This is a genomic window from Streptomyces sp. NPDC015139, assembly GCF_043079785.1.
GTDB lineage: Bacteria > Actinomycetota > Actinomycetes > Streptomycetales > Streptomycetaceae > Streptomyces > Streptomyces albidocamelliae.
This window is the reverse complement of sequence record NZ_JBIBUW010000001.1, coordinates 679,681-694,265: the sequence shown is the minus strand read 5'-3', so window position 1 is coordinate 694,265 and position 14,585 is coordinate 679,681. Positions and strand designations below refer to the sequence as shown.

Below are 14,585 nucleotides of genomic sequence, written 5' to 3'. Positions count from 1 at the left end.
TTCCTTCCATCGAGGGTAACTTGACGATCGGGACACCGGCGTCCGGGAACGGGTGGGAGGTGGTGGCGGGGTGCGAAACGAACCTGTACCTCTCACACGGCATGTGCGTGTGTACGCCTACCGGGCGCACACGGTCCTGGAGTTCCGGGGCGAGATCGACATCGCCGCGGCGGCGGAGATCGTGCCGGTCCTCGACCTGGTCACGGGCCGCCCCGGCGAACGGATCCTGATCGATCTGCGGCTCGTGGAGTTCTTCGACTGTTCGGGGCTGCGCCTGCTGCACCGGGCGCGGATGCGGGTGCTGGAGCGCGGCGGGCGGCTGCACCTCGTGTGCACGCACCCGCTGACCCTGCGCGTGTTCCGGCTGACCGGCCTCACCCGGCTGCTGCCACCGCATCCCACGCCGGACGCCGCCCTGGCCGAGGCCGAGGCGGCGTCCGGCTCCCTGTGACGCGGGCTACGACTCCTCGAACAGGGCGCTGACCGATTCGCCGTCGTGGATCCGGCGCACGGCCTCGGCCAGGGCCGGCGCGATGGACAGCACACGCAGCTTCTCCGTGTGCTCGCCCTCGGGGATCGGCACGGTGTTGGTGCAGACGATCTCCAGGACGTCCGGCTGCTCGCTCAGCCGTTTCAGCGCGCCCGCCGCGAACAGACCGTGCGTGCACGCCACCCGGATCGACCGCGGCCGGGACTCCCGCAGCCGGTCCAGCAGTTCCAGCACGGTGCTGCCCTTGGCGATCTCGTCGTCCAGCACGATGACGTCCCGTCCGGCGACGTCGCCGATGACGGAGCTGATGGTCACCCGGTCGTCCGCGTAGCGCTGCTTGGCGCCGGCCGCCACGCCGGCGCCGATCCGGCGGGCGAACGCGGCGGCCTCCTTCGCGTTGCCGAGGTCCGGCGAGACGACCGTGGTGCGGGTCAGGTCGTACTGCCCGAAATGCGCGGCCAGTTCGCGCAGGGCGTGCAGATGGTCGACCGGCACCGAGAAGAAGCCGTGCACCTGCGGGGAGTGCAGGGTCATGGCCAGCACCCGGCTCGCGCCCGCGGCGACCATGAGGTCGGCGACCAGCCGTCCGCCGATGGAGATGCGCGGGGCGTCCTTCTTGTCGGAGCGCGCGTAGGAGTAGTGCGGCATGACGACGGTGATGCGGCCCGCCGAGGCGCCGCGGGCGGCGTCGCACATCAGCAGCAGCTCCACCAGATGCTCCTGCACCGGCGTGACCAGGGGCTGGATCAGGAAGACGTCCCGCTCCCGGCAGTTGGCCTGAAGCTGCACCTCCAGACAGTCGTTGGCGAACCGGCTCACCCGGGTGGGACTGAGCGGCACCCCGAGGTGGGCGCAGACCTCCTCGGCCAGGCCGGGGTGGGCACTGCCGCTGAACACGGCGATGTCTCGCACGATCCGCTCCTCGCATGATCGGCAGGGGCTGGGCCGCCATGCTACTGGCGCCCCACCGCACCCGCCCGGCGGCGACGGCACGATCAGGCCGGGGCGCGAGCCGCCCGACAGTCCGGACGTTCGGCGAACGCAGTTGTCTGGTACGGCGGTTGGCGGGCATCCGGACACAAGGAAGGAGGACCGTCGCGATGGGGACTTCCGTCAGACGCGTGCCCGGCTGGGTCAAGGCCGTGGCCGCCCTCGTCCTGGTGCTCGCGGTGCTGTTCGCCGGGATCCGGCTGGCCGTGCTGCCGGGCATCAAGGACCTGTTCGGCACCGAGACGCACGACCGCTCCGGACCCGCGCTCCTCAGGTCCATCCAGGACATGAGCCGCTACGACGCGGCCTCGGGCAACTTCCAGGTCGTCGTGGACCTGGACAAGGACGCCAAGTTCCTGCCCGACGCCATCCGCGGCACCCGCACCCTGTACGTCGGGGCCGGCACCGTGGACGCCTACGTCGACCTCGGACGGGTCGGGGAGAAGGACGTGACCGTCAACGGCGACCGCACGTCCGCCACGATCCGGCTGCCGCACGCCGCGCTCGGCAAACCCGCCCTCGACCCCGACCACTCCTACGCCGTCTCCAAGCAGCGCGGTCTGCTGGACCGGCTGGGCGACCTGTTCTCGGACAACCCCAACAGCGAGCAGGCCGTGCAGAAGGTCGCCGTGCGCCACATCGGCGGCGCGGCGCGGAGCAGCGGGCTGACCGCGCGCGCCGAGAGCAACACCACCGCCATGCTCCAGGGGCTGCTGCGCTCCCTCGGCTTCAAGGAGGTGCGCGTCACCTACGGCACGCGAACGGGCTGATCAGCCGCCCAGCACGCCCGGCAGGGCCAGCAGTCCCAGCGCCGTGGCGCCGACCAGCAGCCAGGCCACGTAGTCGCCCACGTGCCCGGACTGCAGCCGGCGCAGCGGCGCGGCCCGGTCGGGGGCGGCCACCCACCGGGGGCGGGTCACGGCGAGGGCGGCGAGGGCCACCGCCAGCACGGTGGCGGCCAGGCCCAGCAGGGCGCCGTGGAGCGTCCAGTGCACGGACACCTGGGCGCCGCCCGAGCCCGTCTCGTTGACCGAGCGGGCCACCAGGTCACCGAAGCCGGGGACGGTGCCGACGGCGAGGGCCCCGGCGAGCAGCACGGCGGGCACCGTCGTCATGGTGTCCGGGATCCGGCGCAGCAGACCGCCGGTCTCGGGTTCCTCGTCGGAGCCGCTCGTCTCGTACTCGGCGTCCCGCGGGCGTGGCCCGAGTCCGAGGAACACCCGGGCCGTGACCCGCAGGACCGCGCCGCCGGTGATCGCGGACGCGGCCACGAACACGACGGTGAGCGGGCCGCCGACCGCCTCCTCGGTCACCGCCTTGCCCAGTCCGGTGCCGAACGGCGGCAGGCCCGCGAGGCCCAGGCCGCCGACGGCGAACAGCACCGCGGTCACGCGCAGCCGGCGGGCCCGGCCGTGCAGCGCGTGCTCGTCGACGCTGCCGAACCGGTCGAGCAGCACGCCCGCACAGGCGAACAGCGCGGCCTTCACCCCGGCGTGCCCGATGATGTACAGCGCGACCCCGTCGTCGCCCTCCGGGGTGAGGACGCCGATGCCGACGAGGAACAGGCCGGTGTGGGCGACGGTGGAGTAGGCGAGCAGCCGTTTGATGTGCCGCTGGTACCAGCACATGACGGCGCCGACCGCGGCCGTGAGGGTGCCGAGCGTCACCAGGGCCCGGGTCAGGTCGGCGGCCGGGATGCCGCCGGGCCCGGCGAAGACGGTGCCGTAGACGCGCCAGACGCCGTAGACGCCGAGTTCGACCATCACCCCGGACAGCAGCATGCAGACCGGGGTGGGGGCGACGGCGTGCGCGTCCGGCAGCCAGAAGTGGAAGGGCAGCGAGGCCGCCTTCACCAGCAGGCCGGTCAGGACCAGCACGAAGGAGGCGAGGACCAGCGCGTCCGGACCGCCGCTCCCGGCCGCGGTGTCGAGGCCGCGCCCGATCTTCGACATGCCGAGTTCACCGGTGCGCGCGTACAGCAGGGCGATGCCCATCAGCATGGCGTACGCGCCGAGGGAGTTGACGACGCCGAAGGTCAGGGCGCCCTGGACGGCCTTGGGCTCGTCGATGCGGTAGCCGGTGAGCGCGTAGGCCGTGACGCTCATCAGCTCGAAGAACACGAACGCGTTGAACAGGTCGCCGGCGAGGGCGAATCCGCACATGGCGCCCTGGAACACCAGCATCAGCGCGGTGAACGCGCCGCGGTGACCGTGCGGGGGCTCGTCGAAGTACCGCCAGGAGTAGGCGAGGGCGGCGAGGGTCAGCAGCGAGACCAGCGTGGCCATGCCGAGCGCCGGGCCGTCCCCGATCACGACGATGCCGACGCTCTCGCCGCCGACGGGCAGCCAGCCGCCGACCCACTCGACCATCGGCGGGACGGAGGACGCCAGCAGGAGCAGCGCCAGGACGGCGGTGCCGCCCGAGACCACGAGACCGGTGATCTCGGCGGCGATCCGGGGCAGCCGCCGGCCGGCGACGACCAGGAAGGCCGCGCCGAGCAGCGGGATCGCGACGAGCAGCGGGAGCAGATGGTGCATCAGCCGCGCAGCTCCCGGAGTTCGTCGGGGTCGACGGTGCCGTGCCGCTTGGCGATCTGCAGCACCAGGGCGAGCAGCAGCGCGGTGACGGTGGCGCCGACGACGATGTCGGTGAGGGTGAGGGCCTGCACGACCGGGTCGACCACGGGCCGGGAGCCGGGCCGGATGTCGGAGAAGACGGGCGCGGTGGCGCCGTCGCGGTAGCCGACCGCCAGCAGCAGGACGTACGTGGCGGACTGGCAGACCGCGAGGCAGCCGACCGCGTGGACGAGGTTGCGGCTGGTGGCGAGGCCGTAGCAGCCCACCAGGAACACGTAGGCGGCGGTCAGGTACGGAAGGACGTGCATCACGGTGTTCTCAACTCCCCTGCTCCTCCTCGATCTCGACGGCCTGGTCGAGGAAGTTGGCGAGCAGGACGACCACCGCGCTCGCCACCTCCATGCCGATGGCCGCGTTCAGCAGCGGGACGGTGCCGCCGGAGGACAGGGTGTTGAAGGTGCCGTACGGCAGCAGCGTGTTGGCCAGGAACGCGGTGCCGGCCAGGATCCCCGCGAGACCGAGCACGAGGTAGGAGGAGACGGCGACCGCGTCGGAGACCTCGTAGACGCCGAGCGGGCGGACGCGCTCCAGGGCGCGGTAGTCGGCGCCGAGGTAGAGCAGGTGCAGGGCGGTCGCGGCGACGACTCCGCCCTGGAAGCCGCCGCCGGGGCTGAGCTGGCCGTGCGCGACGATGTACAGGCCGGTGACCAGGGCGACGGGGAGCACGAGCAGGGCGTAGCGGCGGACCGGCCTGGCCACCTCGGCGGGTTCGGGCCGGGCCCGGTGCTCGTCGCGGGCCTGGCGCAGCAGCACCACGCAGCCCAGGACGGCGGCGAACAGGATGCTCATCTCGCCGAGGGTGTCGTAGGCGCGCTGGTCGAAGTTGACGGAGGCGATGGTGTTGGCGGTGTGCCGGTCGAGGGAGGCGCGGACGGCCCGTTCGCCGTACGGGTGCCATCGGCCGCCGAAGTCCGGCAGGTCGAGGCAGGCCGCCGCCAGCAGGGCCGCCAGGCCGGTGCCGCCGACGGCGAGCAGCCACAGCCGCAGCCGGTTCACCGGGTGCCGTCCTTGTCCGGGGTGCGGCGCCTTCGGGTCCGGCGCACCGAGAGCATGATCAGCAGCGGGGTCAGCGCGGCGCCGACGGCCAGTTGGGACAGGCCGACGTCGGGGGCCTGGAGCACGGTGAACAGCGCGGCGAGGACGACCCCGAGCACGGAGAGCACCAGTGCCTGCCGGGCCGGGTCGCGCTGGACGACGGCCGCGGTGGCGGAAGCGGCCACCAGGAGCAGGGTGACGACGATCAGCGCGTCGGACATCCGGCACCTCCCGGCGGTGCGCCGGCCGGGGTTCCCGCCCGGCGCGCGTCAGCCACCGCGCACCCCCTGGATGCCGCCGGCCAGCGCGCGTGAGGCGATCAGGTTGCCGCCGATCAGCAGGACGCCGATCACCAGCAGTTTCACCATGGCCCGGCCCGGTCCGCCGGCCACGCACAGCGCGATCACGACGGCCGCGCCCAGCCCGGCGGCGGCCCAGGTCAGCCCCCGGGCGCCCGCCTCCCCGCGCTCCAGTTCGTCGGAGAGGAGCCGGGCGAAGACGAGGGTGCCGACGGGGCCGAGCAGCGCGAGCAGCAGGGCGAGGTCGACGTAGGCCGGGCGGCCGTAGCCCTGGGAGAGGAGCAGCAGGGCCGGGCAGACGACCGAGGTGGTCAGGTTCTGGGCGACGACCCGGCGGGCGAGCGGGCCGGTGGTCACGCCCCAGACGGCGGCCGCCCCTCCCCCGCCGAGTTCGACGGTCGCCGCGAGGATCCAGCCGTTCACCGCCATGTCACCGCCCGCCGGCCGGCCCGGGCCAGCAGCGCGCCCAGCGCGGCACAGCTCGCGCCGACGATCCGCTCGAGGGTGTCGACGGTGGAGACGAGCACCAGCCACAGCAGTGCCAGGGCCGCCCACCAGGCGAGGAGTTCGCCGGCGGCGAGGAGGACAGTGCGGGTGGCCGGTCGCCGGGTCATCCGCCACCTCCTCGGTCCGCTTCGCCCATGGGTGGGGTGCTTCGTCCCCTGCGCCGCTCGGGGCATCCAAGCACCGCCGGGCCCGCGGCGGGGCGGCGGCGCGCGGGTCGGTACCCGGAGTGCCCCGGGAGCGTGAACGGAAACCGGCGATGCGCCCCCGATAACGGCCCGGGCGGCGGCATCCCGGGCCGGACTGCGGGTAACCGCTCGGGAAATCGGGGAAGTTCACGACCTGGAGGACCGCATGGCCCGTACCGCTTCGCGTCTGCCCGCACTGCTGCGCGCTCCGAGGAAACGGGAGCGGGCCGAGGCGCCGCGCCCACCGGCCGAACGGCACGCGCTCGCCCTGCCCGTACGACTGCTGGCCATGCTGGTCGCCTTCACGTTCATGGTGGCGTTCGCGGTCGTACTGGCCCGGCTCACGCTGCAGCCGTCCCCGGCGTCGGTGTCGCTGACGCACAGCAATCTGCATCCCGGCCGTTCACTGAAGGCCTACGTGGAGTTCGCGCCGTTCCGCGACGCGGTCAAGCAGATCGGCGGGAACGTGCTGCTCGGTGTGCCGTTCGGGGTGCTGGTGCCGGTGCTCGCCCCGCGCGCCCGGGGGATGCTCCAGGTGCTGGTGCTCACGGCGCTGGTGATGCTCATGGTGGAGCTGGCGCAGGGCGCGCTGGTGACCGGGCGGGCCTTCGACATCGACGACGTCATCCTCAACACCGCCGGGGCGCTGCTCGGTTGGCTGCTGCTGGGACGGCGGCTCGGGCGCGGGGTACACCGGCGCGTACGACGGCCGGCGGCCGAGTGATCGTCAGCAACTGGTCCGTACCAGGGTATTGACGGGTTCTTATCTCACTCCTTAAATCAAGAGGCATCTCACCCCCCACGCCGAACGGAGAGCCATGGCCTCCCCACGCCTGCTCCGCAGATGTCTCCTCGCCGCCCTGTCCGCCGTACTGGTCGGCTCCGCCGCCGTCGGGCCCGCCCGGGCCCAGTCCGCCGCCCCGGCGGCAGCGGCCGCCGCGACGTTCTCCGACACCTTCGACGGTCCCGCCGGCTCGGGGGTCGACGGTTCGAAGTGGACGCTGGAGACCGGTGACAACGTCAACAACCACGAGCGGCAGTACTACACCTCGGGCACGAAGAACGCGGCCCTGGACGGACAGGGCCACCTGGTCATCACCGCCCGCAAGGAGAACCCGGCCGGCTACCAGTGCTGGTACGGCAGCTGCCAGTACACCTCGGCCCGGCTGAACACGGCGGGCAAATTCACCGCGCAGTACGGCCATGTCGAGGCGCGCATGAAGATCCCGCGCGGGCAGGGCATGTGGCCGGCGTTCTGGATGCTCGGCACGCCGGTCAACTGGCCGGACTCCGGCGAGATCGACGTGATGGAGAACGTCGGCTTCGAGCCCTCGGCCGTGCACGGCACCATCCACGGCCCCGGCTACTCGGGCTCGGGCGGCATAGGCGCCGGCTACTCGCTGCCGAACGGCCAGGCCTTCGCCGACGCCTTCCACACCTTCGCCGTCGACTGGGCGCCCGACTCGCTCACCTGGTCGGTGGACGGCAACGTCTACCAGCGGCGCACCCCCGCCGACCTGGGCGGCAGGACCTGGGTGTTCAACAAGCCGTTCTTCCTCATCCTGAACCTCGCGGTCGGCGGCTACTGGCCCGGCGACCCGGACGGCTCCACGCAGTTCCCGCAGCAACTGGTGGTCGACTCCGTGTCGGTGACGACGAGCGGCAGCGCGGCCGGGGTGCCGGTCCGGGGCCTCGCCGGCAAGTGCGTGGACGTGGCCGGCGCGAACCCGGCGAACGGCACCCCGGTCCAGCTCTACGACTGCAACGGCACCGGCGCACAGGCGTGGACGGCCGGCTCGGACGGCACGCTCCGCGCGCTCGGCAAGTGCCTCGACGTCACCGGCAACGGCACCGCGGACGGCTCGACCGTCCAGCTGTGGGACTGCACCGGCGGCCCCAACCAGAAGTGGACCGTCACCGGGGCGCACGACATCGTCAATCCGCAGGCGAACAAATGTCTCGACGTCACCGGGAACAACGCGGCGAACGGGACCCGGCTGCAGATCTGGACCTGCACCGGGGGCGCCAACCAGAAGTGGACGGTCGGCTGAGCCGTCCGCTCAGTGGCGGACCGTCCAGGTGTACTTGTCACCGCCGACGAAGCGGACCACGTCCGGGTCGTCCAGGTCGTGGATCGGAATGCCGAAGGAGGCGGCCTTCTCCAGGACGTCGGTGACGGTCCTGGCCTGACCGACCACCTGGCCGTCGATCTCCATGATCCGGAAGGGCGGCTCGCCGGGCTTTCCCGGGCACACCCCGAGCACCAGGATCCGCGGTTGGGAGATGTGAGGAGCTGCTTGTTCGGTCATGCAATTCAGCGTAGAACGCAACCCGGGCGGACGGGTCATCCACGGCTGCCGTCCAGGAGATCCAGTACGGCCGCCTCGACCGCGCCCTGCGTGGCCGGACGGCCGAAGTCCCCGTGTTCGCCCAGCCGGGTGAGCGCGGGGGCGACGGTCACGTCCTGGTCGAACGGCTCGAAGACCGCCGGATCGATGGAGGAGGCCCGGCACACCGCCGGGGTGTTGCCCAGGTAGTGGCTGACCTCGCGGACGGCGCGGGTGATCTGCCGGCGCCGGGCCGTCCGGGAGGCGCGGGCGGTGCCGTCGACGACGGAGAGCGCCACGGCGGCGAGGACCGTGGCGTGCCAGGTGCGGAAGTCCTTGGCGGTGACGTCCGTGCCGGACAGCCGGCGCAGCGCCTCGTCGAGGTCGTCGCCTTGCAGGTCGTGCCGGTGCCCGCCCTCGTGGAAGACCAGGAAGCGGTCGCCGCCGCGCGCGCGGCGCAGCAGGGCCCGGGCGACGGTCCCCACCTGGTCGTCCACGAGGGCCCGCACCGTCTCGACACCGCCCTTGGCCGGGAAGCTGAACGTGATCCGGTCCCGGGCGCAGGTCACGTGCCCGCGGAGCATGGTCGTCAGGCCGTAGGTCTCGCTGGTACGGGTGTGCCGGTCGCTGCCGACGCGGAAGAAGCCGAGGTCGAGCAGGCGGACCGCGCAGGCGGTGACCCGGGCCCGGCTCAGTCCGCGTCCCGCCGGGTCGCCGGCGATCTCGGCGCGCAGCTCGGGCAGGGTCCGCGCGACCTGCCGCACGTGCTCGTGCTTGGCCTTCTCCTGCTCGGCCCGGAACTGCTCGTGGTACAGGTACTGGCGGCGTCCCGCGTCGTCCGTGCCGACGGCCTGCAGGTGGCCGTTGGGCCAGGGGCAGATCCACACGTCCCGCCGGGCGGGCGGGATGGTGAGGGCGCGGACGCGGGCGAGCTGTCCGGCGTCGGTGAGGGGCTCGCCGGTGGTGTCGGCGTAGCGGGAGCCCCGGCAACAGCGGACGCGCCGGAAGCCGGGGCCGTCGTGGGAGCCGGTCCGCAGTCTCATGGGCTCAGGGCCGGCGCCAGTCGTCGCTGGTCAGATGGGATCCCGCCTGCGGGCCCATGCGGAGCATGCCGCCGTCCACGCTCCAGGAGGCGCCGGTGACGTAGGAGGCGTCCGGGCTCGCCAGGAAGGCGATCACGGCGGCCACCTCCCGGGCGTCGCCGGGCCGGCCGAGCGGCACGCCGGGGCGGCGCTCGGTGTGCACGTCGGTGTCCTCCTGGCCGGTCATCGGGGTGGCGATCTCGCCCGGCGCCACCGCGTTCACGGTGATGCCGTACTCGGCCAGCTCCAGGGCCATCACCTGGGTGAGCAGGCCGAGCCCGCCCTTCGCCGCGCAGTAGGGGGCCGCGCCGACCCGCGGCTGGTGTTCGTGGACGGAGGTGACGTTGACGATCCGGCCGCCGTCGCCCTGCCGGATCATGTGCCGGGCCGCCCGCTGGCCGCACAGGAACGGGCCGACCAGGTCGACGTCCAGCACCCGGCGCACGTCCGCCAGGGTCAGGTCCAGATACGGGGTCATCGTGCCGGTCCCGGCGTTGTTCACCAGCACGTCCAGCCGGCCGAGTTCCTCGCACAGCTCGTCGACGGTGTCGGCGGCCCCGGGCAGCCGGGTCAGGTCGAGCCGGGCGACGGCGGCGCGGCGCCCCTTGCCGCGGACCTCCTCGGCCGTCTCCTCGGCGCCCTTCTCGTCGGAGTGCCAGGTGATGCCGACGTCCAGGCCCGCCTCGGCCAGCCGGACGGCGGTGGCACGGCCGATGCCGCTGTCCGCGCCGGTGATCAACGCGGTGCGCTGCGCGGGTTCGGCGGGCATGGGCGTCCTCCTGGCTCCGGTCGCGTGTGGTGCTCCGCAGTACCCGGGGGCCCGTCGGGCAAACGGGCGGGCCTGGAGCGGGGTCCTCGTGCGGCTGCCGCGTGGCTCGTCGCACGGTTCCCCGCGCCCCTTCGGGGCACCTGTCGGACCCTGGTGTGCATGGAACCCGTCGCCGCGCTGGACCGGATCGCCTTCCTGCTGGAGCGGTCGCTGGCGCCCACCTATCGGGTACGGGCCTTCCGTACCGCCTCCCGGGTGCTGGCCGCCCTCCCCGCCGGGGAGGTGGCCGAGCGGGCCGCGGACGGGACGCTGGAGTCCCTGAAGGGGGTCGGGCCGAAGACCGCCCAGGTGGCGCGCGAGGCGCTGGCCGGGGAGGTGCCCGGGTACCTGCGCAAGCTGGAGGACGAGGCGGAGGCCGGTGCCTCCCCCTCCGGTCCCGGGTCCGGTCTGCGGGCGCTCGTCCGCGGGGACTGCCACACCCACTCGGACTGGTCCGACGGGGGCAGCCCGATCGAGGAGATGGGGCGCACCGCGGCGGACCTCGGACACGAGTGGACCGTCCTCACCGACCACTCGCCGCGGCTGACCGTGGCCCGCGGGCTGTCCCCGGAGCGGCTGCGCGAACAGCTGGCGGTGGTCGCGGAGCTGAACGCGCGCTGGGCGCCGTTCCGGCTGCTCACCGGCATCGAGTGCGACATCCTCGAGGACGGCTCGCTGGACCAGGAGCCGGAGCTGCTCGACCGGCTGGACGTGGTCGTGGTCTCCGTGCACTCCAAGCTGCGGATGGACGCCCGCTCCATGACCCGCCGGATGGTGACCGCCGTCCGCGATCCGCACGCCGACGTCCTCGGCCACTGCACCGGGCGCCTGGTGACCGGACGGGGGCGGCCCGAGTCGGAGTTCGACGCGGACGAGGTGTTCGCCGCGTGCGCCGAGTCCGGCACGGCGGTGGAGATCAACAGCCGTCCGGAACGCCTCGACCCGCCCCGGCGGCTGCTGCGCACGGCCGTGGCGGCCGGGGTGCTGTTCGCCGTCGACACCGACGCGCACGCGCCGGGCCAGCTGGACTGGCAGATTCTCGGCTGCGCCCGCGCGGAGGAGTGCGGGGTGCCGGCCGAGCGGGTGGTGACGACGTGGTCCGCGGACGAGCTGCTGACCTGGACGCGTGAGGGCCGGACACCGGCACGCGTGACGGCTCCGGGGCGTGGTACCCGGTCCGGGCAGTGAGAGAAAGGACCCCGGATGGACCGAGCCGCCGTCTTCGACGTCGACGGGACCCTCGTCGACACCAATCACCTGCATGTCGTGACCTGGTGGGAGGCGTTCCGGCAGGCCGGCCACGACGTGCCCATGCACGCCGTCCACCGGGCCGTCGGACTGGGCTCCACCGACCTCGTCGCGCACCTGCTCGGCGACGACCGGGACACGGAGCGGGACGCCGCGCTGAGTGCGGCGCACAAGGCTCTCTACGGCCAGTACTTCGACCGGCTCCCCGCCCTGCCGAAGGCCGGCGAGCTGCTGCGCCGGCTGCACCGGGACGGCTGGACGGTCGTCCTCGCCACCTCGGCGAGCGGTGCCGAGCTGGGCGCGCTGCGCCGGGCGATCGATGCGGACGACGCGATCCAGGACACGGCGAGCGCCGACGACGTGGCGGAGGGCAAGCCCGCCCCGGAGCCCGTGGAACACGCCCTGGAGCTGGCCGGGGTCCCGGCCTCGCGGGCGGTGTTCGTCGGGGACACCGTGTGGGACATGCAGGCCGGCAGCAAGGCCGGGGTGCGCTGCCTCGGGCTGCTGTGCGGCGGGATTCCGCGGGCCGACCTGGAGGAGGCGGGGGCGGAGGCGGTGTACGCCGATCCCGCGGACCTTCTGGGACGGCTCGCCGAAACCGCGCTGGGCTGAGTTTCATCGTGCGTGACACGGGTCACTCGGATGACCGGAACAGCACGGGGTGGTTGCCCGTTGAACAAGCCGTGGGTGCGGATGGGACAGTGTCCCCGGGCCTCACCATCCGCCCACAGGGACGATCGTTCGGCTGAAGCCCTGTGGAGCCTTTCGCCGAGAGGCGACCGCCATGCGTGCCCACCCCTGACCGCCCCGGTCGTGATTCCCCCGTCGCGACCGGGGCTCTTCCCTGTCCGCCGCTGTGCGCCCGGGCTACCGGGCCGCGGCCGCCTCGACGGTTTCCCGCGTCCGCCGTCCGCCGGCCAGGAACTCCCGCAGGTCCGCCGTGAGCAGGTCCGCGTGCGTCGCGAACAGGCCGTGACCGCCGTTCTCGTACACCTTCAGGGTCGCGTCCGGGACGGACTTCGCGAGCCGCCGGCCGGTGAGGGCGAGGGGCGCCGAGGTGTCGTGGGTGCCGTGCACGACGAGCACCGGGACGTCCAGCGCGGGCAGCTCGGCCGTGAGGTCCAGGGTCGCGACGACGGCCCGGATGCCGGTCGCGGCACGCGGAGTGGCCACCAGGCAGCGGTCGATCATGTGGCGGACGTAGGCGGGCGAGACGTCGTTGCCCGGCTGCCGTACCGCGAAGAAGTCGTCCGCGAAGGCGGTGAACCACGCGGCCCGGTCGCGCCGGAACAGCTCCTCGTCGGCGCGCACGGCCGCCGGGTCCACGCCGTCGGGGATCCCCGGCGAGCGGACGAGGCCGGGGCTGACACCGGCGACGAGCGCGACCCGGTCCACCCGGGCGCTGCCGTGCCGGGTGAGGCAGCGGATCACCTCGGCCGTGCCGACCGAGTGCCCGACGAGGGTGACGCCGCGCAGGTCGAGATGGCCGAACAGGCCGTTCAGGTCGTCGGCGAGGGTGTCGAGGTCGTAGCCGGACCAGCTGTCGTCGGACCGGCCGTGGCCCCGCCGGTCCAGGGCGACGCAGCGGTGGCCGGCCTCCGCGAGGGGCAGCATCTGGTACTCCCACATCTCGTGGCCCAGGTAGGCGCTCGCGACGAAGACGGCGACCGGTCCGTCGGCGGGACCGTGGTCGACGTAGTGCAGACGGGTTCCGTCGACGGGGCTCTCGAAGTACGGCATGACTGCCTCCTCGGTGGGGGTCCGGCCGGACGGTCCGTCCGCCGTTCTCTGCACCCCGGATGCTGCCGCCGACCGGCCCGCGCGGTCGATTACCCCGGACGTCATGCCGCGTGTGCCGGACCGCCGCCCGGGTACCCGGCCGGTCGTCGCAGCCTCCGCCGCGAGGACGGAAGGAGCCGAAGGTGAGCAGCTCAGCGGGCAGCAGGGTGGTCGTGACCGGCGCCACCGGCAATGTCGGGACGAGCGTGGTGCGCCTGCTCTCGGAGGATCCCGGGATCAAGTCGGTGCGGGGACTCGCCCGGCGGACGCCCGGCTGGTCGCCCCCGAAGACCGAGTGGGCCGCCGTGGACCTGGCCTCGGAGCAGGCGAACCTCGCGGAGCGGTTCGAGGGCGCCGACGCCGTGATACACCTCGCCTGGGCGTTCCAGCCGACCCATGATCCGGCCACCACCTGGCGCAGCAACGTGCTCGGCAGCATCCGGGTGTTCGAGGCGGTCGCGGCGGCCCGGGTGCCGGTGCTGGTGCACGCCTCGTCCGTGGGCGCCTACTCGCCGGGCCCCAAGGACCACGCGGTGGACGAGTCGTGGCCGACCCACGGCTGGCCGGACGCCGCGTACTGCCGGGAGAAGGCCTACCTGGAGCGCACCCTGGACGTGTTCGAGCGCGACCACCCCGAGGTGCGGGTGGTGCGCATGCGTCCGGCCTTCCTGTTCAAGTGGGAGTCGGCGAGCGAACAGCGCCGCATCTTCGGGGGGCGGTTCCTGCCCGGGCCGCTCGCCCGCCCCGACCTGCTGCCGTTCCTGCCGGACGTCCCCGGCCTGCGGGTGCAGGCCCTGCACACGGACGACGCCGCCGAGGCCTACCGGCTCGCGGTGCACACGGAGGGCGCCCGCGGTGCCTTCAACCTGGCCGCCGATCCGCCGCTCGACGCCGGTGTGCTCGCCGGGCTGCTCGGCACCCGTCAGGTACGGCTGCCGCGCGCGGCGGCCCGGTCGGCGATCGCCGCGGCCTGGGGGCTGCATCTGCTGCCGGCCTCCCCGCACCTCTTCGACGCCGTGCTGCGGCTGCCCCTGATGGACTGCGCCCGGGCGAAGACCGAGCTGGGCTGGCAGCCCAGATGGTCGGCGACGGAGGTGATCCAGGAGTTCCTGGACGGCCTGCGCAAGGGTGGCGGGATGGAGACCGAGCCGATGCGGGGGCGGAAGGTCGGCTGAGTGCGGTACCGCGAGGCGAGGGAG

At 73.5% G+C, this 14,585-nt stretch carries 18 protein-coding genes; 7 read left to right on the top strand and 11 right to left on the bottom strand.

The genetic code is table 11. From position 1 onward, the window contains the following. Window positions 1-70 precede the first annotated feature (70 nt). Complete coding sequence (locus ACF08B_RS03085; RefSeq protein WP_392315771.1) at window positions 71-451, top strand: anti-sigma factor antagonist; 381 nt, start codon at window positions 71-73, stop codon at window positions 449-451. A gap of 6 nt (window positions 452-457) precedes the next feature. Here the strand turns inward: ACF08B_RS03085 and ACF08B_RS03080 are convergent, their stop codons facing one another. Beyond that, complete coding sequence (locus tag ACF08B_RS03080) at window positions 458-1,402, bottom strand: ribose-phosphate diphosphokinase (RefSeq protein WP_392315770.1); 945 nt, start codon at window positions 1,400-1,402, stop codon at window positions 458-460. A 188-nt stretch (window positions 1,403-1,590) separates the two neighbouring features. On the opposite strand from ACF08B_RS03080, the gene ACF08B_RS03075 reads away from it, so the two are divergent. Then, window positions 1,591-2,250 carry a DUF4230 domain-containing protein gene (locus ACF08B_RS03075; RefSeq protein WP_392315769.1) on the top strand — a complete coding sequence of 220 codons (660 nt, stop codon included), beginning with the start codon at window positions 1,591-1,593 and terminating at the stop codon, window positions 2,248-2,250. Here ACF08B_RS03075 and ACF08B_RS03070 read toward each other — a convergent pair whose 3' ends face one another. From ACF08B_RS03070 to ACF08B_RS03045, 6 genes are read right to left on the bottom strand one after another with little or no spacing between them, the layout of a single operon-like run. Then, on the bottom strand, window positions 2,251-4,017 hold the full coding sequence (locus ACF08B_RS03070; RefSeq protein ID WP_392315768.1) for a complex I subunit 5 family protein: 1,767 nt from the start codon (window positions 4,015-4,017) through the stop codon (window positions 2,251-2,253). Next, complete coding sequence (locus ACF08B_RS03065; RefSeq protein WP_392316029.1) at window positions 4,017-4,364, bottom strand: sodium:proton antiporter; 348 nt, start codon at window positions 4,362-4,364, stop codon at window positions 4,017-4,019. The genes ACF08B_RS03070 and ACF08B_RS03065 overlap by 1 nt, the downstream gene beginning before the upstream one ends. A gap of 10 nt (window positions 4,365-4,374) precedes the next feature. Further along, entirely contained in the window at window positions 4,375-5,112 is a 738-nt protein-coding gene (locus ACF08B_RS03060) for an MnhB domain-containing protein (protein WP_392315767.1), read from the bottom strand. Continuing rightward, complete coding sequence (locus tag ACF08B_RS03055) at window positions 5,109-5,372, bottom strand: hydrogenase subunit MbhD domain-containing protein (protein WP_392315766.1); 264 nt, start codon at window positions 5,370-5,372, stop codon at window positions 5,109-5,111. The genes ACF08B_RS03060 and ACF08B_RS03055 overlap by 4 nt, the downstream gene beginning before the upstream one ends. 48 nt (window positions 5,373-5,420) lie before the next feature. Continuing rightward, entirely contained in the window at window positions 5,421-5,873 is a 453-nt protein-coding gene (locus tag ACF08B_RS03050) for an MrpF/PhaF family protein (RefSeq protein WP_392316028.1), read from the bottom strand. Continuing rightward, window positions 5,870-6,064, bottom strand: a complete 195-nt coding sequence (locus ACF08B_RS03045) for a hypothetical protein (RefSeq protein ID WP_392315765.1) — start codon at window positions 6,062-6,064, stop codon at window positions 5,870-5,872. Before ACF08B_RS03045 ends, ACF08B_RS03050 begins: the two co-directional genes overlap by 4 nt. Window positions 6,065-6,308: 244 nt before the next feature. Between ACF08B_RS03045 and ACF08B_RS03040 the strand changes: the two genes are divergently transcribed. Both ACF08B_RS03040 and ACF08B_RS03035 read left to right on the top strand, forming a co-directional pair. Then, complete coding sequence (locus ACF08B_RS03040) at window positions 6,309-6,866, top strand: VanZ family protein (RefSeq protein WP_392315764.1); 558 nt, start codon at window positions 6,309-6,311, stop codon at window positions 6,864-6,866. Window positions 6,867-6,960: 94 nt separating this feature from the next. Beyond that, window positions 6,961-8,193: an RICIN domain-containing protein gene (locus ACF08B_RS03035; protein ID WP_392315763.1), complete on the top strand. Its 1,233-nt coding sequence runs from the start codon at window positions 6,961-6,963 to the stop codon at window positions 8,191-8,193. Between the two features lie 9 nt (window positions 8,194-8,202). Here the strand turns inward: ACF08B_RS03035 and ACF08B_RS03030 are convergent, their stop codons facing one another. Genes ACF08B_RS03030 through ACF08B_RS03020 form a run of 3 tightly spaced genes read right to left on the bottom strand, consistent with a single transcriptional unit; the run spans window position 8,203 to window position 10,320 of the window. Continuing rightward, a complete protein-coding gene (locus tag ACF08B_RS03030) occupies window positions 8,203-8,451 on the bottom strand; it encodes a hypothetical protein (RefSeq protein WP_392315762.1) in 249 nt (82 codons plus the stop codon). A 35-nt stretch (window positions 8,452-8,486) separates the two neighbouring features. Beyond that, the gene (locus ACF08B_RS03025; RefSeq protein ID WP_392315761.1) at window positions 8,487-9,512 is read right to left on the bottom strand and encodes a DNA topoisomerase IB; all 1,026 of its coding nucleotides are present in this window, start codon (window positions 9,510-9,512) and stop codon (window positions 8,487-8,489) included. A gap of 4 nt (window positions 9,513-9,516) precedes the next feature. After that, complete coding sequence (locus ACF08B_RS03020) at window positions 9,517-10,320, bottom strand: SDR family oxidoreductase (protein ID WP_392315760.1); 804 nt, start codon at window positions 10,318-10,320, stop codon at window positions 9,517-9,519. 159 nt (window positions 10,321-10,479) lie between these two features. On the opposite strand from ACF08B_RS03020, the gene ACF08B_RS03015 reads away from it, so the two are divergent. After that, window positions 10,480-11,547: a PHP domain-containing protein gene (locus ACF08B_RS03015; protein WP_392315759.1), complete on the top strand. Its 1,068-nt coding sequence runs from the start codon at window positions 10,480-10,482 to the stop codon at window positions 11,545-11,547. A 15-nt stretch (window positions 11,548-11,562) separates the two neighbouring features. Continuing rightward, window positions 11,563-12,219 carry an HAD family hydrolase gene (locus ACF08B_RS03010; RefSeq protein WP_392315758.1) on the top strand — a complete coding sequence of 219 codons (657 nt, stop codon included), beginning with the start codon at window positions 11,563-11,565 and terminating at the stop codon, window positions 12,217-12,219. A 255-nt stretch (window positions 12,220-12,474) separates the two neighbouring features. Here ACF08B_RS03010 and ACF08B_RS03005 read toward each other — a convergent pair whose 3' ends face one another. After that, entirely contained in the window at window positions 12,475-13,347 is an 873-nt protein-coding gene (locus ACF08B_RS03005; protein ID WP_392315757.1) for an alpha/beta fold hydrolase, read from the bottom strand. Window positions 13,348-13,529: 182 nt separating this feature from the next. On the opposite strand from ACF08B_RS03005, the gene ACF08B_RS03000 reads away from it, so the two are divergent. Continuing rightward, a complete protein-coding gene (locus ACF08B_RS03000; protein ID WP_392315756.1) occupies window positions 13,530-14,561 on the top strand; it encodes an SDR family oxidoreductase in 1,032 nt (343 codons plus the stop codon). The last annotated feature ends 24 nt before the right edge of the window (window positions 14,562-14,585 follow it).